Annotated in this window: 20 protein-coding genes; 19 read left to right on the top strand and 1 reads right to left on the bottom strand. The window is 60.1% G+C overall.

All coding sequences use genetic code 11. The annotated features are described in order from the left end of the window. Positions 1-21: 21 nt before the first annotated feature. From ACR0BT_RS10380 to ACR0BT_RS10355, 6 genes are all read left to right on the top strand, one after another. Positions 22-1,503, top strand: coding sequence for a UDP-N-acetylmuramoyl-L-alanyl-D-glutamate--2,6-diaminopimelate ligase (locus ACR0BT_RS10380; protein WP_480763091.1), 1,482 nt, complete (start codon positions 22-24; stop codon positions 1,501-1,503). Continuing rightward, a complete protein-coding gene (locus tag ACR0BT_RS10375) occupies positions 1,500-2,918 on the top strand; it encodes a UDP-N-acetylmuramoyl-tripeptide--D-alanyl-D-alanine ligase (RefSeq protein WP_480763090.1) in 1,419 nt (472 codons plus the stop codon). Before ACR0BT_RS10380 ends, ACR0BT_RS10375 begins: the two co-directional genes overlap by 4 nt. Then, complete coding sequence (gene mraY, locus ACR0BT_RS10370) at positions 2,918-4,000, top strand: phospho-N-acetylmuramoyl-pentapeptide-transferase (RefSeq protein WP_480614766.1); 1,083 nt, start codon at positions 2,918-2,920, stop codon at positions 3,998-4,000. The genes ACR0BT_RS10375 and mraY overlap by 1 nt, the downstream gene beginning before the upstream one ends. Further along, positions 3,997-4,527 (top strand): AAA family ATPase, encoded by a 531-nt coding sequence (locus ACR0BT_RS10365; protein WP_480763089.1) that lies wholly within the window; start codon positions 3,997-3,999, stop codon positions 4,525-4,527. Before mraY ends, ACR0BT_RS10365 begins: the two co-directional genes overlap by 4 nt. A gap of 13 nt (positions 4,528-4,540) precedes the next feature. Then, the gene (gene murD, locus ACR0BT_RS10360; protein WP_170610004.1) at positions 4,541-5,935 is read left to right on the top strand and encodes a UDP-N-acetylmuramoyl-L-alanine--D-glutamate ligase; all 1,395 of its coding nucleotides are present in this window, start codon (positions 4,541-4,543) and stop codon (positions 5,933-5,935) included. Between the two features lie 106 nt (positions 5,936-6,041). Further along, entirely contained in the window at positions 6,042-6,422 is a 381-nt protein-coding gene (locus ACR0BT_RS10355) for a glycine zipper family protein (RefSeq protein WP_170392045.1), read from the top strand. On the opposite strand, the gene ACR0BT_RS10350 is transcribed toward ACR0BT_RS10355, so the two are convergent. Then, positions 6,419-7,597 (bottom strand): BaiN/RdsA family NAD(P)/FAD-dependent oxidoreductase, encoded by a 1,179-nt coding sequence (locus tag ACR0BT_RS10350; RefSeq protein ID WP_170563769.1) that lies wholly within the window; start codon positions 7,595-7,597, stop codon positions 6,419-6,421. The genes ACR0BT_RS10355 and ACR0BT_RS10350 overlap by 4 nt on opposite strands. A 194-nt stretch (positions 7,598-7,791) precedes the next feature. Here ACR0BT_RS10350 and ACR0BT_RS10345 point away from each other — a divergent pair, with 194 nt between their 5' ends. From ACR0BT_RS10345 to ACR0BT_RS10285, 13 genes are all read left to right on the top strand, one after another. Beyond that, entirely contained in the window at positions 7,792-8,127 is a 336-nt protein-coding gene (locus tag ACR0BT_RS10345) for a cupin domain-containing protein (RefSeq protein WP_170392042.1), read from the top strand. A 252-nt stretch (positions 8,128-8,379) separates the two neighbouring features. Beyond that, the gene (ftsW, locus tag ACR0BT_RS10340; RefSeq protein WP_170392040.1) at positions 8,380-9,543 is read left to right on the top strand and encodes a putative lipid II flippase FtsW; all 1,164 of its coding nucleotides are present in this window, start codon (positions 8,380-8,382) and stop codon (positions 9,541-9,543) included. Further along, on the top strand, positions 9,543-10,640 hold the full coding sequence (locus ACR0BT_RS10335; RefSeq protein WP_480763088.1) for a UDP-N-acetylglucosamine--N-acetylmuramyl-(pentapeptide) pyrophosphoryl-undecaprenol N-acetylglucosamine transferase: 1,098 nt from the start codon (positions 9,543-9,545) through the stop codon (positions 10,638-10,640). Before ftsW ends, ACR0BT_RS10335 begins: the two co-directional genes overlap by 1 nt. Further along, positions 10,637-12,037: a UDP-N-acetylmuramate--L-alanine ligase gene (murC, locus tag ACR0BT_RS10330; protein ID WP_170661991.1), complete on the top strand. Its 1,401-nt coding sequence runs from the start codon at positions 10,637-10,639 to the stop codon at positions 12,035-12,037. Before ACR0BT_RS10335 ends, murC begins: the two co-directional genes overlap by 4 nt. After that, entirely contained in the window at positions 12,034-12,285 is a 252-nt protein-coding gene (locus ACR0BT_RS10325) for a hypothetical protein (protein ID WP_480763087.1), read from the top strand. The genes murC and ACR0BT_RS10325 overlap by 4 nt, the downstream gene beginning before the upstream one ends. 83 nt (positions 12,286-12,368) lie before the next feature. After that, complete coding sequence (locus ACR0BT_RS10320; RefSeq protein WP_170661993.1) at positions 12,369-12,617, top strand: DUF2484 family protein; 249 nt, start codon at positions 12,369-12,371, stop codon at positions 12,615-12,617. Beyond that, positions 12,614-12,880, top strand: coding sequence for a DUF2484 family protein (locus ACR0BT_RS10315; RefSeq protein WP_170392032.1), 267 nt, complete (start codon positions 12,614-12,616; stop codon positions 12,878-12,880). The genes ACR0BT_RS10320 and ACR0BT_RS10315 overlap by 4 nt, the downstream gene beginning before the upstream one ends. Before the next feature lie 23 nt (positions 12,881-12,903). Further along, positions 12,904-13,197, top strand: a complete 294-nt coding sequence (locus tag ACR0BT_RS10310; RefSeq protein ID WP_170401372.1) for a hypothetical protein — start codon at positions 12,904-12,906, stop codon at positions 13,195-13,197. Beyond that, on the top strand, positions 13,194-14,120 hold the full coding sequence (gene murB, locus ACR0BT_RS10305; RefSeq protein ID WP_170392028.1) for a UDP-N-acetylmuramate dehydrogenase: 927 nt from the start codon (positions 13,194-13,196) through the stop codon (positions 14,118-14,120). Before ACR0BT_RS10310 ends, murB begins: the two co-directional genes overlap by 4 nt. A 108-nt stretch (positions 14,121-14,228) precedes the next feature. Next, complete coding sequence (locus ACR0BT_RS10300) at positions 14,229-15,146, top strand: D-alanine--D-alanine ligase (RefSeq protein ID WP_170392026.1); 918 nt, start codon at positions 14,229-14,231, stop codon at positions 15,144-15,146. Then, positions 15,134-16,138, top strand: coding sequence for a cell division protein FtsQ/DivIB (locus tag ACR0BT_RS10295; RefSeq protein ID WP_480763086.1), 1,005 nt, complete (start codon positions 15,134-15,136; stop codon positions 16,136-16,138). The genes ACR0BT_RS10300 and ACR0BT_RS10295 overlap by 13 nt, the downstream gene beginning before the upstream one ends. 8 nt (positions 16,139-16,146) lie before the next feature. Further along, the gene (ftsA, locus tag ACR0BT_RS10290) at positions 16,147-17,481 is read left to right on the top strand and encodes a cell division protein FtsA (protein ID WP_170392023.1); all 1,335 of its coding nucleotides are present in this window, start codon (positions 16,147-16,149) and stop codon (positions 17,479-17,481) included. Continuing rightward, positions 17,468-17,887, top strand: a complete 420-nt coding sequence (locus ACR0BT_RS10285; protein WP_480763085.1) for a hypothetical protein — start codon at positions 17,468-17,470, stop codon at positions 17,885-17,887. Before ftsA ends, ACR0BT_RS10285 begins: the two co-directional genes overlap by 14 nt. The last annotated feature ends 171 nt before the right edge of the window (positions 17,888-18,058 follow it).

Below are 18,058 nucleotides of genomic sequence, written 5' to 3'. Positions count from 1 at the left end.
CTGTCCAGCGAAAGGTGGGTCATGGGCAATCGGTCAAAGAAACTCAGCGAACTGGCCCTGACCGCACGGGGAGGGGCCAATCCCGAAATCACCGGTCTGGCTGTCGACAGCCGCGAGGTCAAAGACGGTTTCCTCTTTGCAGCCCTTCCCGGCACCCGAATCCATGGTGGAGACTTCATCCAATACGCCTTGCGCATGGGGGCCGCCGCGATCCTGACGGACGCGAAAGGGGCCGAGATCGCCACCGACGAACTGGCCGCATCCGATGCTGCGCTGATCGTCACGGAAGACCCCCGTCAGGCACTGGCAGGGGCCGCCGCCCTATGGTTTGGCGCGCAACCGCAGACCATCGTGGCGGTCACCGGCACCAATGGAAAAACCTCGGTCGCCAGTTTCGTCCGCCAGATCTGGACCGAGCTTGGACTTGCCGCCGTCAACCTGGGCACCACTGGGGTCGAGGGCGCATGGACTGCGCCGCTGGCCCATACCACACCCGAGCCGATCACTCTGCACCGCTGTCTTGCCGAGGCTGCCGAAAATGGCGTGACCCATGCGGCGATGGAGGCCTCCTCGCACGGGCTTGAACAGCGTCGCTTGGACGGGGTGCATCTGACCGCTGCCGGGTTCTCGAATTTCACGCAGGATCATCTGGACTATCACGACACGTTCGAGGCCTATTTCGCAGCCAAGGCGGGTCTGTTTGATCGTGTGCTGCCCGAAGACGGGGTCGCTGTGGTCAACCTTGGTGATCCCAAGGGTGCCGAGATGCGCAAGATCGCCGAGGCACGCGGCCAGAATATCATCACCGTGGGCCCTGAGGGTTCTGATCTTTGTCTTCTGAATCAACGCTTTGACGCGACCGGGCAGGATTTGCGCTTTTCATGGAAAGGCAAGGCCTATCAAACCCGCCTGAATCTGATCGGCGGCTTTCAGGCCGAGAACGTTTTGCTGGCTTGCGGATTGGTCATCGCGGCGGGCGAGGACCCCGACCGCGTGTTCGAAACCTTGCCGCACCTGATCACCGTGCGCGGACGGATGCAGCTGGCTGCCACCCGCGACAACGGCGCGGCGGTGTTTGTCGATTACGCGCATACACCGGATGCCGTGGCCACTGCATTGAAGGCGATGCGCCCGCATGTCATGGGACGTCTGATCGCCATTGTTGGTGCAGGCGGTGACCGAGACGCCACTAAACGCCCATTGATGGGGCGGGCCGCTGCTGAAAACGCCGATCTGGTCTTTGTTACCGATGACAACCCACGCAGCGAAGACCCGGCCACCATCCGCGGTGCTGTCATGTTGGGCGCACCCGAAGCCACGGAAGTCGGGGACCGGGCCGAGGCCATCCTGCGCGGCATCGACGCGCTGCAACCGGGCGACGCTTTGCTGATTGCGGGCAAGGGACACGAAACCGGCCAGATCGTCGGAGATCAGGTCCTGCCCTTTGACGATGTGGAACAGGCCAGTATCAGCGTTGCCGCGCTGGACGGGAGGGTCGCATGACGCTCTGGACCGCAGCCGAGGCCGCAGAGGCCACCAACGGGCGCGCCACCACCGATTGGCAGGTGAACGGCGTCTCCATCGACACGCGCACCCTGCAGCCGGGTGACCTGTTCGTTGCGTTGAAGGCTGCCCGCGACGGCCATGATTTCGTCGCCCAAGCGCTTGAAAAAGGCGCAGGCGCAGCGCTTGTGTCGCATATTCCCGAAGGCGTGCCCGAAGATGCACCGCTGTTGATCGTCGACGATGTGCAGACGGGTCTAGAGGCGTTGGGGCAGGCGGCTCGCGCCCGGACAGGTGCGCGCGTGGTGGGGGTGACTGGCAGCGTGGGTAAGACCTCGACCAAGGAAATGCTGGCCAGCATTCTGGAGACGCAAGGCAAAACTCATGCCAGCGTCGCCAGCTACAATAACCATTGGGGCGTGCCTTTGACGCTGGCGCGAATGCCGCGCGACACCGAGTTCGCGGTGATCGAGATCGGCATGAATCATCCGGGCGAAATCGCTCCGCTGGCGCGTCAGGCGCAACCGCATGTGGGGCTGGTGACCACAGTAGCCGCCGTCCACCTCGAAGCCTTCGACTCGGTTGCGGGTATTGCATTTGAAAAAGCTGCGATCTTCGACGGGCTGGCCGAGGGCGGCACCGCTATCGTCAACGCCGATATCGAACACGCGGGCATCTTGCGCGACTGCGCCGCTGCGCATGGTGCAAGGATCGTCGAATTTGGCCACAAGGCGCGGGACTATGCCCTTACCAACGTGCTCCAAGGCCCTGACTCGGTGCGGGGACACGGTATTGTCGGCGGCGCAGACATCACATTCGATGTCCAATCCGCGGGAACTCACTTTGCTATGAATGCGCTGGGCGCTCTGGCGGCCTGTGTCGCGCTGGGGGTCGATCTGGATCAGGCGATTGCCGGTCTGCGCGGCTGGTCTCCGGTCAAAGGGCGCGGTGTGCGCGAGGTGATCGCGCTGCCAGATGGCGGGCAGATTGAACTGCTCGATGACAGCTACAACGCCAATCCAACCTCGATGGAGGCCGCTCTCGACGTGCTGTCTACGTCGGCGGGCAAACGCAAGATCGCGTTTCTGGGCGACATGAAAGAGCTTGGTGCGCAAGAGCAGGCGATGCACGCCGCCATGGCCGAGGTGCCTGCGATGGCGCATGTCGATCAGGTTCATTGCATCGGCCCGTTGATGCAAGCGCTGCATCAGGCTCTGCCCGAGGGCAAGCGCGGGTTGTGGACGGAAACCAGCGATGAGTTGGCCGCCCATCTGCCGGAATTGATCCGTAGCGGCGATGTAGTGATGGCCAAAGGCTCTCTCAGCATGGCTCTGGCACAGATCGTTGACGGTCTGCGGCAAATGGGGCATGGCAGCGCGCCAGAGAGCCGCCGTATTGTAAGAAAGGTTTTGTAATGCTCTATTGGTTAACCGCCCTGTCGGACGGAGGGGATTTCTGGAACCTCTTCCGCTATATCACCTTCCGGGCAGGGGGCGCCTTTCTGACTGCGCTGATCTTTGGGTTTTTGTTCGGAAAACCCTTGATCAACGTATTGCGCAAACGGCAAGGCAAAGGTCAACCGATCCGCGATGACGGCCCCGAGGCGCATCTGTCCAAGGCTGGAACCCCTACCATGGGCGGGCTGCTGATCGTGGGTGCGCTGGTCACCTCGACCCTGATCTGGGCGCGCTGGGACAATCCATATGTCTGGATGGTACTGTTCGTGACGCTGGCCTATGCGGCCATCGGCTTTGCGGACGATTATGCCAAGGTCTCAAAGCAGAACACCAAGGGCGTTTCCGGTAAGATGCGGTTGGCGCTGGGAATCATCATTGCCGTGCTGGCGTCACTCTGGGCGACGCTGCACCATCCCACCGATTTGCAAAACCAGCTGGCTCTGCCGGTGTTCAAGGATACGCTGATCAATCTTGGCCTTTTCTATATCCCTTTTGCGGTGATCGTCATTGTGGGTGCGGCCAACGCGGTGAACCTGACAGATGGTCTGGACGGGCTGGCGATCATGCCCGCGATGATCGCGGCCTCGACCCTTGGTGTGATTGCCTATGCGGTTGGGCGGGTCGACTTCACCGAGTATCTTGATGTTCACTATGTGCCTGGCACCGGTGAAATCTTCATCTTCACTTCAGCGCTGTTTGGTGCGGGGCTGGGATTCCTGTGGTACAACGCCCCTCCGGCGGCGGTTTTCATGGGTGATACCGGATCACTGGCTCTGGGCGGTGCGCTGGGCGCGATCGCCGTGGCTACCAAACACGAGTTGGTATTGGCAGTCGTGGGCGGGCTGTTCGTGGTTGAAGCTTTAAGTGTGATCATCCAGGTCCTTTATTTCAAACGGACCGGAAAGCGCGTGTTCCTGATGGCACCGATCCATCACCATTATGAGAAAAAGGGCTGGGCTGAACCCACCATCGTGATCCGGTTCTGGATCATTTCACTGATCTTAGCGATGATCGGGCTGGCGACGCTGAAAGTCAGATGAGCCCACGTTGCATCGTGCTTTCTGGATGCTCCGGTGGTGGCAAATCAACACTGCTGGAGGAGATGGCCCGACGCGGATATTCAACAGTTTCCGAGCCGGGTCGTCGTGTCATTGCCGAGGAAAGACAAGGTGGTGGTCGCGCTCTGCCTTGGGTCAACTCCGAGGTATTCTGCCGCAGGATCATTGAACTTGCGATATCTGACTTCAGCAATGCCAAAGATGATCTTGTGCTATTTGATCGTTCGGCATTGGACGCGCTGATTTGGTTTGATCGAACCGGTACACCGTTGGAGACCAAAGTGCGTGAACAGATACTGCACTTGGGCTACGACTCATGCGTGTTTCTCTTTCCTCCTTGGCCTGAGATATTCGAACAGGATGATGACCGGCGGCACAACTTGGCCGCAGCTATTGCGGAATACGATGCTTTGTGCGACCGGTTACCAGACTATGGGTTCGTAATAGAAAACGTTCCAAAAGGGCCAGTCGCTTGGCGGGCGGATTGGCTGGAAGAACGGCTCGGATAGAAGGTGTATGGCAATGATCCCGGTCAAAGGGTTTTCAGGGCAGAAAGTAGCGGTTTTGGGGTTAGGTCGGTCGGGTCTGACCACCGCACGAGCGCTGCGCGCTGGCAGGGCTGAGCCGATCTGCTGGGATGACAACCCCGCCGCGCGTGAAGCGGCAGAGGTCGAGGGATTCTCGTGTGTCGATCTGCGCCGCCACGGGGCGTTTGACGATATTGCCGCACTAATTGTCTCGCCCGGCATCCCTCATCTCTACCCCGCGCCGAACTCGGTTGTGGCCGCTGCATTGGAAGCCGGAGTTCCGGTCGACAATGATATAGGTCTGTTCTTTCGCTCTTTCGCAGGCCCTGAATGGAACAACTACGACATCCCACCGCGCGTCATCGCGGTGACGGGATCGAATGGCAAATCAACCACCGCTGCGTTGATCCAACATATCCTGACCGAGGCCGGGCGCGACTCGCAACTGGCGGGTAACATTGGGCGCGGCGTGCTGGACATCGACCCAGGTGGCGATGGATCGGTCGTGGTACTGGAGCTATCGAGCTACCAGACCGAACTGGCCCGCGCACTGACGCCGGATGTGGCGGTTTTCACCAATCTTTCACCTGATCACTTGGATCGACATGGTGGAATGGGTGGTTACTTTGCCGCCAAACGTCGCCTGTTCGCCGAAGGAGGCCCAGACCGCGCCGTGATCGGGATAGATGAGGCCGAGGGCGCGTTTCTGGCCGGGCAACTGGCCGAGGGGCCGTCGGATGACCGGGTGATCCGCGTCTCGGTGGCGCGCAAGCTGACCGGGTCGGGTTGGCAGGTCTTTGCCCGCAAGGGTTTCCTGTCGGAATACCGCAAGGGCCGTCAGGCCGGATCGATCGACCTGCGTGAGATCAAGGGCCTGCCCGGTGCGCATAATCACCAGAACGCCTGCGCCGCCTATGCCGCCTGCCGTTCGCTGGGCCTTGCTCCGCGCGTGATCGAAGACGCGCTGCACAGCTTCCCGGGTCTGCCGCACCGCAGTCAGATCATCGCCGAGGCGGACGGCGTGACCTATGTGAATGACTCGAAAGCCACCAACGTAGATAGCGCGCTCAAAGCCTTGAGCGCGTTCAAGAAGATACGTTGGATCTGTGGCGGGCTTGAGAAAGAAGGCGGGCTTGAGGCGCTGAACGGGGCAGGGGACCACGTAATCAAGGCCTACGTCATCGGGCGTGAGGCGGCTAGCTTTGCAATGCAGTTGCAGGCCGATGCGCAAGTCTGCACCACTATGGAAGCGGCGGTTATGCAGGCCATGGCCGATGCGCAGCCCGGTGAAACCGTTCTATTGGCACCTGCTGCGGCCAGTTTCGACCAGTATGACAACTTCGAACAACGTGGCGATGACTTCGTGGTTCAGGTTAAAAAACGCCTCTGAAAGCAATGCGTTTGCAATAGATCGCCGGTTCGGCGAAGCTGTGGGCCTATCTGCTTGACGCACTGCCTGCATTGGTTTTTGCCTTCAGGAAATTCAACACGAGGTCATGAATATGCCAAACCGTAAACTTCTTCTGGTCGTTCCAGCGCTGCTGGCTGCTGCGGCTTGCACCAATACCGGGGCCAACTATCAGCCCGTGATCGATGGCCCGGTAGGCCCTAACTACAACTCGGACCTGTATCAGTGCCAGCAACTTGCAGCCTCGCAGGCCAGCGTTGACGGATCGACCGCAGGTAATGCCGCAATCGGCGCTGCAGGTGCTGCAGCCGTCACCGGCATCGTTCAGGACAGCAGCGACAACCTGGGTCGCGCCGCCGTTGCCGGTGCGTTGGTTGGTGCAGGCGCTGACGTGATCAACAAGAACCAGAACAAGGAAGTCATCGTGCGCAACTGTATGCGCGGACGGGGTTACAACGTCGTAGGCTAACGGCTTGCGATGGCACTTCCGGCGGCGTGGCCCGAGGACCACGCCCATTGGAAGTTGTAACCGCCAAGCCAGCCGGTGACATCCACCGCTTCACCAATGACATAGAGGCCGGGGACATCCCTGGCCTCCATCGTTTTGGACGACAGCCCGTCAGTGTCGATCCCGCCCAGGGTGACCTCGGCGGTGCGATAGCCCTCGGTGCCCGACGGCGTAAGCCGCCAGTTGGACAATGCGGCGATCAGTTCCGACAGCGCCGTGTCGGACTGATCCGCAAGATTGCCCTTCATCGGGATATGGTGTGCGAGGTATTCCACCAGACGCGTGGGCAGGTGGCGTGCCAATTCGGTGGTCAGCGCCTTGCGCCCAACAGCCTGCCGCTGATCGCGAAGCAGATCGAATAAAGGCAAATCGGGGATCAGGTTGACCCATATTGCCTCACCCTCGCGCCAGTACGAAGACAATTGCAGCACCGAAGGACCGCTCAACCCGCGATGGGTGAACAACAAAGCCTCGTCGAAACTGCTGCGCTCGTTTGATAGTCGAGCGGGCAGGGAGACGCCGGACAGATCCTTGAACCGACCGTCCGAGAAGGTGAACGGCACCAGCGCCGCCCGTGTCTCGGTTATCTGCAGCCCGAATTGCTGCGCGATGTCATAGGCCAACCCCGTTGCGCCCATTTTGGGGATCGATTTGCCACCCGTGGCCAGAACCAGATTGCGACAGGTCAGAGGGATGTGCTTGCCATCGCGTTCGACATCCAAAGCGAAACCGCTTTCGGTTTTGCGCAAGTTGCGCAGCGACGTCTGCACCCAGAGCTCGGCCTCGGCCTTGACCATTTCATTCAGCAGCATCTGGACGATCTGTTTCGAAGACCCGTCGCAGAACAATTGCCCAAGCGTTTTTTCATGCCATGCAATGCCATGGCGATCGACCAGCTCGATGAAGTCCCACTGTGTATATCGCGCCAGCGCTGATTTGCTGAAATGCGGATTCTGAGACAGGAAATTGCCCGGTCCCGCATACATATTGGTGAAATTGCATCGTCCACCACCCGAGATGCGGATTTTTTCTCCGGGAGCTTTTGCATGGTCGATCACCAGAGCCTGGCCACCGCAATGGGCTGCGCACATCATGCCGGCCGCGCCAGCACCGAGGATGATCGTCTCGAAATCCATATGCTGCGCATGGCGTGGATTGTGAGCGATGGCAAGAGCGCAGACCAAAAACGGTGTGGGTTTGGCCCACGGAATTTCTCAGCAGCACATGGGTTTGTGCCATATGGTATGTGGATTTTTACTCGTAGTGCATTCTGACATGCTAGGCTCTGTGCTAATGCTTGCCGGTTAGATCCATTTAAAGGGATAAAAATATGCGCTTTCCAAACTTCATTACAGACTTTCCAAGACTAGACGTGCCATTTCCCGAAGACGTCGTGCAGACGGCAGTCATTCGATCTGATGCTGGTTTGGTCGCCTTTTTTACTTTTCTTAAAGAAATGGAACTCCCACTACATTCACATGGTGCCCAATGGGGTACGGTGGTGGAAGGAGAAATTGAACTCACCATTGGCGGAGAGACGAAAGTTTATCTGCCCGGCGACAGCTATTCTATCCCAGCCGGAGTGGAGCATGGCGGGCGCATCAAGGCGGGTTCCCGAGTGATCGATGTGTTTGAAGAGCCTGACAGATACCCCATCAAAGACTGACGATTTACTTTTTGAACAATGACGTTGGGCGCGGTTGATATTTGGATGAACTCAAACCGAGCCTCAACGGGCCGTCGATCAGAACAGGCAGCATGCGCTGCTTGAATGCATGCGCGTTTGTCAACGGCGGCTCATCGTTCCGGAATTCCAGTTCTGCCTGTCATTCTGCTAGCCCAAATGTAAAAATCCCTGTAGACTCTCAATCAGATCCCGAAAACGGGACGTTAACGAGGCAGATAGTGGCGGTATCTCATGACTGAGATGGTGTATGGCGCGGTCCAGGACCAGCGCGGAGAACCGATTCTTCCGAAGTGGTGGCGAACGATTGATCGCTGGACGATGTCCTGCGTTCTGATCCTGTTTGTCATCGGGCTTTTGCTTGGGCTGGCCTCGTCGCCGCCACTGGCGGGGCGTAACGGGTTCGATCCTTTCCACTATGTAGAACGTCAGGCGATCTTTGGCGGGCTGGCGCTGGTCGCGATGCTGCTGACCTCAATGATGTCGCCGACACTGGTGCGGCGGCTGGCGATTCTGGGCTTTCTGGCCTCGTTCGTGGCGCTGGCCTTCTTGCCGGTCTTCGGTACAGACTTTGGCAAAGGCGCGGTGCGCTGGTATTCGCTGGGTTTTGCCTCGTTGCAGCCATCCGAGTTCCTTAAGCCCGGTTTTGTCGTGGTGGCCGCATGGCTGTTGGCCGCATCACAGGAAATCAACGGCCCGCCGGGGCGGTTGTGGTCCTTTGCACTGTGTATGTCCATCGTGGCAATGCTGGTGATGCAGCCCGATTTCGGGCAGGCCTGCCTTATCCTTTTTGGTTGGGGTGTGATGTATTTTGTTGCCGGAGCCCCGATGCTATTGCTGGTCGGCATGGCCGGGGCGGTCGTTCTGGGTGGCATGTTTGCCTATTCCAATTCCGAGCACTTTGCCCGTCGTATCGATGGTTTCCTTAATCAGGAACTCGATCCGACCACCCAGCTTGGGTATGCCACCAATGCTATCCGCGAAGGCGGTCTGTTCGGCGTCGGCGTGGGTGAGGGGCAGGTCAAGTGGTCTCTGCCTGATGCGCATACGGATTTCATCATCGCGGTCGCGGCCGAAGAATACGGGCTGATTTTGGTGCTGATTATCATCGCGCTGTACTCGCTGATCGTTGTGCGTTCGCTGCTGCGGCTGATGCGCGAACGCGACATGTTCATCCGTCTGGCTGGCACTGGTCTGGCCTGCATGTTTGGCGTGCAGGCTATGATCAACATGGGCGTCGCCGTGCGTCTTCTGCCCGCCAAGGGCATGACGCTGCCGTTTGTCAGTTATGGCGGATCGTCCCTGATTGCAGGCGGCATCGCGGTTGGCATGTTGCTGGCCTTCACCCGAACCCGCCCGCAGGGCGAGCTGGGCGACATTCTGCGCGGACGAGGCTGATGGGCAAACCTTATCTACTAATCGCAGCAGGTGGCACCGGGGGCCACATGTTCCCCGCGCAGGCGTTGGCCGAGGCGATGCTGCAGAAAGGCTGGCGTGTGCGCCTGTCCACCGACCCGCGCGGAGCGCGCTATACCGGCGCGTTCCCTGCAGACGTCGAGATTGTCGAGGCATCCTCGGCCACCTTCGCCCGAGGCGGATTAGCGGCCAAGATGTTGGTTGGACCCAAGATTGCTGCTGGAGTCACTAGCATGGCTGCGCAGATGATGCGTGACAAGCCGGATGTGGTGGTGGGCTTTGGCGGCTATCCGTCGATACCGGCGCTGGGCGCGGCCATCCTGCTGAAGCTGCCGCGTATGATCCATGAACAAAATGGCGTTCTGGGCCGGGTAAACCAACTGTTTGCCACCCGTGTGGCTCAAGTGGCCTGTGGTGTCTGGCCCACCGATCTGCCTGAAGGGTCCAAGGGCATACACACTGGTAACCCGGTTCGCGCCTCCGTTCTTGAACGCGCTGCTGCCCCCTATATCCCGCCTGGGGAGTACCCGATGTCCGTCCTCGTGATGGGCGGCTCACAGGGCGCACGTATCCTCAGTGACGTGGTGCCGGGGGCCATCGCTGCGCTGCCTGAATATCTGCGCGGGTATATCCGCGTCTCGCATCAGGCCCGCGATGAGGATGGTGAACGGGTCAAGGCCTTTTACGCCGATCACGGCATACGCGCCGATGTACAGCCTTTCTTTGACGACGTACCTCGCCGTATGTCCGACGCGCAGCTGGTTGTCAGCCGGTCAGGTGCCTCCAGTATCGCCGACATTTCCGTGATTGGCCGTCCGTCGATTTTGATCCCGCTTGCCACGGCTGCCGGAGATCATCAAACAGCCAATGCGCGTGGGTTGGTTCAGGCAGGGGGGGCAATCATGATTCCCGAAAACGCCCTTGACGTTCCCGCGCTTACCGAGCAAATGACCTCGGTTCTCACCAACCCCGAAGCCGCACAGAAAATGGCCCATGCAGCGCTGTCCGTCGGGGCTCCGGACGCAACCGAGCGTCTGGTGACCCTCGTCGAACAACTGGCGCAGAAGGAGACCTCATGAATCCAGCAACCAAACTGCCGCAGGACGTTGGACCGATCCACTTCGTGGGCATCGGTGGGATCGGGATGTCGGGTATCGCAGAGGTGCTTTTGAACCTTGGCTACCGGGTGCAGGGCTCGGACCTGAAGGCGTCAAAGATCACTGACCGTCTGGCAACGCTGGGGGCGGAGATTTTCGAAGGCCAGCGGGCCGAGAACCTGCAAAACGCCGCCGTGGTCGTGGTTTCGACCGCGATCAAACCGGGCAACCCGGAATTGGATCAGGCCCGTGCGCAGGGCCTGCCGGTTGTCCGCCGCGCCGACATGCTGGCCGAACTTATGCGCTTGCGCTCGAACATTGCCATTGCCGGAACCCATGGCAAGACCACCACTACCACTATGATGGCCGAGCTGATGGTCGCGGGCGATTTCGATCCCACCGTCATCAATGGCGGCATCATCCACGCCTATGGCTCAAACGCGCGCATGGGGCAGGGCGAATGGATGGTGGTCGAGGCGGACGAATCCGACGGTTCCTTCAACCGCCTGCCCGCCACCATCGCCATCGTCACCAATATCGACCCCGAGCATATGGAGCATTGGGGCGATTTCGACCAACTCCGCGACGGCTTCCACGAATTCGTCTCAAACCTGCCCTTCTACGGGCTTGCCGTCTGCTGCACCGACCATGCCGAGGTTCAGGCGCTGGTTGGCCGCATCTCCGACCGCCGCGTGCGCACCTATGGTTTCAACGCACAGGCCGATGTGCGGGCCGAAAACCTGACCTATAAGGGCGGCGTTGCCCATTTCGACATCCATTTGCGCCACGAAGACAAGGTGATTGAGGGCTGTACCCTGCCGATGCCCGGCGATCACAACGTCTCGAATGCGCTTTCCGCTGTGGCCGTAGCCCGTCATCTGGGCATGAAAGCTTCGGAAATTCGCGACGCGCTGGCCAATTTCGGCGGCGTCAATCGCCGCTTCACGAAGGTTGGAGAAATTGACGGCGTCACCATCATCGACGATTACGGCCACCATCCGGTCGAAATCGCCGCCGTTCTCAAGGCCGCACGTCAGGCCACCGAGGGCCGCGTTATCGCCGTCCACCAACCTCACCGCTATTCCCGCCTGTCCGACCTGTTCGACGATTTCTGCACCTGCTTCAACGACGCCGACGTGGTCGCTATTGCCGAGGTCTTTGCCGCAGGCGAAGATCCGATCGAAGGTGCCAGCCGTGACGATCTTGTGCAGGGCCTGATTCGCCACGGCCACCGCCACGCGCGCGCGATCTTGAACGAAGAAGACCTCGCCCGCCTTGTCCGTGAACAGGCCCGCCCGGGCGATATGGTAGTCTGCCTCGGTGCAGGTACGATCAGCACTTGGGCCAATGGGTTGCCCGAGCGGCTATGTAATCAATGATGTTTCTCATCCTGATTATCTTGCTTCTTGTGGGAGCGTGTTTCGGTGTGTTGCCGAATTGGATTTCAGGATCTTTGGCTCTGCTGTTTTTGGTTTGGCTGGGGTATGAGTTTTTTCTCACCCAATCCATCGAGGAAGTTACACTGAGGTTATCTTCACTTTTGCTGATCTATTCTGCGCCGGTACTATTGATTGGGTTCCTGCTGGGTCGCTGGGCAAGAGGTCCAAAGTCGGACAGGAGGCCATGAGGATTTTACTCTACATAAGTCGGGTGGTTCGACTTTGTGAATGTGGTCTGGCCCCAAACGCCACCGGTAAAGGAAGGGTTTGAATGCAGTACTCGGTGCTCTTTGCAGTGATTTGGGTCTTCGCTTCCACCATCGTGGCGACGCTGCCCATGCGTCTGCAATTCCCACCGGGTGTAGTGCTATTCGCCAGCGCGCCCGCGCTGATCCTATGGCTGAGCTTTGACTATGGCTGGTTCGTCGGAGTGTTGGCTATTGCCGGTTTCGTCTCGATGTACCGAAACCCGATTCGCTTCTATTGGCGTAAGTGGACGGGTAAAGAGGTGTCGGAATGAACTGGTCGATTGCGCTTGCCGGTCTGTGGGGTGTTGTCGCCAACGTGTTGGCGATGTTGCCCAGCAAGGACAACCATTGGCGGCGCGCCTATTTCCTGATCGCCGTTGGCGTCCCTATCCTAGGCTATGTCACCTATGAAAATGGTCCATGGATCGGGCTGCTGGTTCTGGCGGCAGGTATGTCAGTTCTGCGTTGGCCGGTGATTTACCTCACCCGTTGGACAAAGGCGAAAATGCAGGGCATGAAGGCGGCGAACAAGTAACTGGCCATTTTCAGGAGGCCCCCATGGTCGACATCGCCACTTTCGCCTATTTGCCGCTGATTACCCTGATCCTCGGGACGCTTGCGGGTTTTGTCGCCGCGCGCTGGATCGGCCTCAAGGCACTGCTGTGGCTGATCGGGCTGACCTCGGCCCTTGGTCTGGTACTGATCATAGTGCTGGCCGGTGTCGGAACAGGAGAAGAAGAACAGGCGTTCGGGCCCTTCGTCTGGCTGACCGGTGCGGTCCTGCCCTTCCTGTTTGCGGTGATCATGGGTGGAGTAGGCGGGCGCAGCCTTGCATCGCGGGAAGGCGCATGAGCGAACTGCCCGACGTCCGTGGCCGCCTGTCCGCGGCGCGTTCTCTTTCCGAACTCACCTGGCTGCGCGTCGGCGGACCAGCGGATTATCTGTTTCAACCCGCCGATACCGAAGACCTTCAGTCGTTTCTGCGTGATCTGCCTGCGGATGTTCCCATCTTTCCTATGGGTGTCGGATCCAATCTGATCGTCCGTGATGGTGGTCTGCGGGCGGTGGTGATCCGATTGGGGCGCGGGTTCAATGGTATCTCGGTCGACGGCAATACCGTCAGCGCGGGTGCCGCCGCGCTGGATGCGCATGTGGCGCGTAAAGCAGCGGATGGAGGTGTGGACCTGACTTTCCTGCGCACGATACCCGGGTCGATTGGCGGGGCCGTGCGCATGAACGCGGGCTGTTACGGCAGCTATACGGCGGATGTGCTGCAAAAGGCTACCGTAGTCACCCGCGCCGGAGAGATCGTGGAACTGACCCCGCAAGACTTCAGCTTCCGCTATCGCCAGTCCGACCTGCCCGAAGGCGCGGTGCTGATCTCGGCGACGTTTCAAGGCCCCTCGGGCGATCCAGCTGAGCTGCACGCTCGCATGGAGGCGCAGCTAAAAAAGCGCGACGAAACTCAACCCACCAAGGACCGCAGCGCCGGGTCGACCTTCCGTAATCCAGCCGGGTTCTCGTCGACTGGGCGCGCGGACGACGTGCATGACCTCAAGGCGTGGAAAGTGATCGATGACGCGGGTATGCGCGGGGCCACCAAAGGTGGTGCGCAGATGAGCCCCAAGCACTCGAATTTCTTGATCAACACGGGCGATGCGACCGCCGCGGACCTGGAAGGTCTGGGTGAAGAGGTGCGAAAAAAGGTTTACGAAACAAGCGGCATCACGCTAGAGTGGGAAATCATGCGGGTCGGTGATCCGCTGAAAGAATAAAGCCCCGACCGTCAGACCATAACAGGCAAATTAGGACGACGGATCAAAGGCATAAACGCAGTACGGACCACCACATAAGGTCCGGGGACATTGAGGCGCACATTGGGTATGTCGAGCAGGACAAACCCCAAAGTGGCGGTGTTGATGGGCGGCCCCTCGGCGGAACGCGAGGTGTCTCTCAGCTCTGGGCGCGAATGCGCAGCCGCTCTTGTGGGTGAAGGCTTTGAAGTGGTCGAACTGGACGCAGGTCCGGACCTTGCTGCTCGCCTTACCGATATCCAACCCGATGTGGTGTTCAACGCCCTGCATGGACGCTGGGGCGAGGATGGCTGTGTGCAGGGGCTACTGGAATGGATGCGCATTCCTTACACGCATTCCGGCGTGCTGGCTTCGGCCCTTGCGATGGACAAGCAACGCAGCAAAGAGGTCTACGCCGCCCAAGGATTACCTATCGTACCCAGCCTGATCGTTCCCAAGGTCGAGGTGGTCGAGGTCCATGTGATGGAGCCGCCCTATGTGGCTAAGCCCAACAACGAAGGTTCTAGCGTCGGCATCTATATCGTGCATGAAAATGCCAACGGCCCGCCGCAACTGGACGAGGCGATGCCTGATCAGGTGATGGTCGAGAAATACGTCGCGGGCCGTGAACTGACCGTGACCGTGATGGGCGATCGCGCCCTGACGGTGACCGAGATCATGACCGATGGCGGTTGGTACGATTATGATGCCAAGTACAAGCCCGGCGGCTCGTGGCATGTGCTGCCCGCCGAGATCCCGCAGGATATCTTTGACCGCTGCATGGACTATGCGGTTAAGGCGCATAATGCGCTGGGGTGTCGCGGCGTGTCCCGCACCGATTTCCGCTGGGATGACAGCAAGGGTGCCGACGGGCTGTTCCTGCTGGAAACCAACACCCAGCCCGGCATGACGCCGACTTCGCTGGTGCCCGAACAGGCCGAGCATCTTGGCATCAGTTTCGGCCAGCTCTGCGCCTGGATGGTGGAGGACGCCTCATGCGACCGCTGACCGCCACCCGCGCGCCGGTGATTCACCGGACCAAACCGTTGGCGGGGCCGGATGCCGATTTCACCGCCGCGCCAAGGCCCGAGCCCAAAACCGAACCTAAGCTGCATTTGCGCGGGGCGCGTCTTTTTGGCCGCGCGCGCAACGCGGACCCCGCGCCCTCGCGCCTCAGCTACCGCTTTCAGCGCTGGATGCTCACCCCCGGCATCCGGCGCGGGCTAAAAATTGGCCTGCCGGTTCTGATCGTCGTTGGTTTGGTGGGTGGCTTCTTTGCCGCCGAAGAACGTCGTGAGGCGGTCAGCACCTATATCGCCGACATCAAGACCTCGATCCAGGAGCGCCCCGAATTCATGGTCAACCTGATGGCCATCGACGGGGCAGGAACCGCACTGTCTGAGGATATCCGCGAGATCGTGCCGCTCGATTTCCCGCTCAGCTCGTGGGATCTGGATGTGGAGTTGATCCGCGACACCATCACCGGGCTTGACCCGGTGAAATCGGCAACCGTACGCATTCGCGCCGGCGGGATTCTTCAGGTTGATGTGGTCGAACGCCAGCCGGTCATCGTCTGGCGCACCCGAGACGGGATCGAGCTATTGGATGAAACCGGAGCCCATGTTGACCGTGTTTCAGCACGCGCCGATCACGCAGCCCTGCCACTGATCGCAGGGAAGGGCGCGAACAAACATGTCCCCGAGGCGCTGCAAATCCTGACCACTGCCCGCAGCTTGGGCGACCGCGTGCGCGGTTTGGTGCGCGTTGGCGAACGGCGCTGGGATCTGGTGCTGGATCGCAACCAGCGCATCATGCTGCCGACCGGACGCCCGGCCCGCGCACTGGAACGCGTGTTGGCGGTGAACGAGGTGCAGGACCTTCTGGAACGTGACGTGGCCGTGGTCGACATGCGACTGGGGCAGCGACCGACCATCCGAATGAACAAAACGGCCAGCGAAGACTGGTGGAACACAAAAGTAGATGTGAGTAGCGGGCAGTAACGACCATGATGACCGATCTTTATCAGTCCCAAAGGGCTATGCGGCAGATGCGCCGGCAGGCGATGCAACGCGGCGTCGTCGCCATTCTGGATGTGGGCAGCTCCAAAATCGCTTGCCTTGTATTGCGCTTCGACGGGACGGGGCGGTTGTCCGAGGATAACTCGATCGGCTCGATGGCCGGTCAGACCGGGTTCCGCGTCATTGGCGCTGCGACCACCCGCTCGCGCGGGGTGCAGTTCGGCGAAGTCACTGCGATGCAAGAAACCGAACGCGCCATCCGCACCGCACTGCAGGCGGCGCAGAAGATGGCCGATATCCGCGTGGATCACGTGATTGCATCCTTCTCAGGGGCGAACCCGCGCTCGTACGGGCTGGATGCACAGGTCGATCTGGAAGGGCAACTAGTTACCGAAGCCGAGGTCGGTCGTGTCCTGAACGCCTGCGATGTGCCCGATTACGGCGAAGGGCGCGAGGTACTGCATGCGCAACCGGTGAATTTCGCGCTCGACAACCGCTCGGGACTAATCGATCCGCGTGGGCAGTTGGGGCAGAGCCTTGCAGTGGATATGCACATGCTAACCGTCGATGCGGTGGCGATCCAGAACATCGTCCGCTGTATCAAGCGCTGCGATCTGGAGCTGGCGGGGATTGCGAACTCGGCCTATGTCTCGGGCATTTCCGCATTGGTCGAGGACGAACAGGAGTTGGGCGCGGCCTGTATCGATCTGGGCGGCGGCACCACCAGCATCTCGATCTTCATGAAGAAACACATGATCTATGCCGATTGCGTGCGCATGGGCGGGGATCACGTGACCAGCGACATTTCGATGGGCCTCGGCGTGCCCGCAGCGGTGGCCGAACGGATCAAGACCTTTAACGGCGGCGTTCACGCGACCGGAGCCGATGATCGCGACCTGATCGACATCGGTGGCGATACTGGCGATTGGGAGCATGACCGCCGTACCGTCAGCCGTGCCGAGTTGATCGGCATCATGCGCCCCCGCGTCGAGGAGATTCTCGAAGAGGTGCGTACTCGTCTGGACGCTGCCGGTTTCGACCACCTGCCAAGCCAGCAGATCGTTCTGACTGGTGGTGGCAGCCAGATCATGGGGCTAGACGGGCTTGCCAGCCGGATTCTGGGTCAGCGTGTTCGTTTAGGCCGCCCGCTGCGCGTTCATGGCCTGCCGCAATCCGCGACCGGGCCCGGTTTTTCTTCGGCAGTGGGGCTTAGCCTGTTTGCGGCGCATCCTCAGGACGAATGGTGGGATTTTGAGATCCCGGTCGACACCTATGCCGCGCGCCCGTTCAAGCGCGCCGTGCGCTGGTTCCGTGACAATTGGTAATGCCCTGCGTGGTGCAGCCGTTGGCGTGGCCCTTGGGCCCGCTGCGGCCCCGGCTCAAACCCTGATTACGCCAGAGGCGTTTCTGAGCGCCGTCGTTGGCAAAACGATCACCTTCCATGAAATCCGAAGCGGTATGTTGGTCGGGACCGAGGAATTCCTCAGCCCGACTCTCTCGGTCTGGCGGATGGAGGGGCGGGGCTGTGTCTATGGCCAGATCACCACGCCAAATGGCCAGATCTGTTTTCTGTACGATGATGCGCCCGATGGCCTGCCAGTCTGCTGGTGGCCCTACCTGTACAATGACCGGCTGATGGTGCGGCTGGCGCGCTTCGTCGGCAGCGAAACGCAAGAGGTCCGTAGCATCTCTGAAGATGGCCTGAATTGCCCAAGTGCCCCGGTAGGCTAAAGAAATCAGTTGCGGCAACTGCCAAATTACCGCAAAATAAGGTTCAAGGCCCGGCAGAGGCTCAGCGGCAGGACATTGAGCAGTTTTCCGCGACCAAACGAGTGACTAAAAGTTTTCGCATCCCCTCAAGGCGGGTGGGGTCTTTCCGTGTGTAGTGGCGCATGAGCCTTT

The organism is Ruegeria sp. CJ6, assembly GCF_056536665.1.
Note: the sequence above shows the minus strand (reverse complement) of the source record. Positions and strands in the feature narration are given on the sequence as shown.

Excerpts from the sequence above, each read along its gene's own strand:
- ACR0BT_RS10335 (WP_480763088.1), top strand. The coding sequence starts at position 9,543 with ATGGGCAAACCTTATCTACTAATCGCAGCAGGTGGCACCGGGGGCCAC.
- murD (WP_170610004.1), top strand. The coding sequence starts at position 4,541 with ATGATCCCGGTCAAAGGGTTTTCAGGGCAGAAAGTAGCGGTTTTGGGG.
- ftsW (WP_170392040.1), top strand. The coding sequence starts at position 8,380 with ATGACTGAGATGGTGTATGGCGCGGTCCAGGACCAGCGCGGAGAACCG.
- ACR0BT_RS10315 (WP_170392032.1), top strand. The coding sequence starts at position 12,614 with ATGAACTGGTCGATTGCGCTTGCCGGTCTGTGGGGTGTTGTCGCCAAC.
- ACR0BT_RS10350 (WP_170563769.1), bottom strand. The coding sequence starts at position 7,597 with ATGGATTTCGAGACGATCATCCTCGGTGCTGGCGCGGCCGGCATGATG.
- ACR0BT_RS10325 (WP_480763087.1), top strand. The coding sequence starts at position 12,034 with ATGATGTTTCTCATCCTGATTATCTTGCTTCTTGTGGGAGCGTGTTTC.
- murC (WP_170661991.1), top strand. The coding sequence starts at position 10,637 with ATGAATCCAGCAACCAAACTGCCGCAGGACGTTGGACCGATCCACTTC.
- ACR0BT_RS10375 (WP_480763090.1), top strand. The coding sequence starts at position 1,500 with ATGACGCTCTGGACCGCAGCCGAGGCCGCAGAGGCCACCAACGGGCGC.
- ACR0BT_RS10295 (WP_480763086.1), top strand. The coding sequence starts at position 15,134 with ATGCGACCGCTGACCGCCACCCGCGCGCCGGTGATTCACCGGACCAAA.
- ftsA (WP_170392023.1), top strand. The coding sequence starts at position 16,147 with ATGACCGATCTTTATCAGTCCCAAAGGGCTATGCGGCAGATGCGCCGG.
- ACR0BT_RS10365 (WP_480763089.1), top strand. The coding sequence starts at position 3,997 with ATGAGCCCACGTTGCATCGTGCTTTCTGGATGCTCCGGTGGTGGCAAA.
- ACR0BT_RS10310 (WP_170401372.1), top strand. The coding sequence starts at position 12,904 with ATGGTCGACATCGCCACTTTCGCCTATTTGCCGCTGATTACCCTGATC.
- mraY (WP_480614766.1), top strand. The coding sequence starts at position 2,918 with ATGCTCTATTGGTTAACCGCCCTGTCGGACGGAGGGGATTTCTGGAAC.
- ACR0BT_RS10380 (WP_480763091.1), top strand. The coding sequence starts at position 22 with ATGGGCAATCGGTCAAAGAAACTCAGCGAACTGGCCCTGACCGCACGG.
- murB (WP_170392028.1), top strand. The coding sequence starts at position 13,194 with ATGAGCGAACTGCCCGACGTCCGTGGCCGCCTGTCCGCGGCGCGTTCT.
- ACR0BT_RS10300 (WP_170392026.1), top strand. The coding sequence starts at position 14,229 with ATGTCGAGCAGGACAAACCCCAAAGTGGCGGTGTTGATGGGCGGCCCC.
- ACR0BT_RS10355 (WP_170392045.1), top strand. The coding sequence starts at position 6,042 with ATGAATATGCCAAACCGTAAACTTCTTCTGGTCGTTCCAGCGCTGCTG.
- ACR0BT_RS10320 (WP_170661993.1), top strand. The coding sequence starts at position 12,369 with ATGCAGTACTCGGTGCTCTTTGCAGTGATTTGGGTCTTCGCTTCCACC.
- ACR0BT_RS10345 (WP_170392042.1), top strand. The coding sequence starts at position 7,792 with ATGCGCTTTCCAAACTTCATTACAGACTTTCCAAGACTAGACGTGCCA.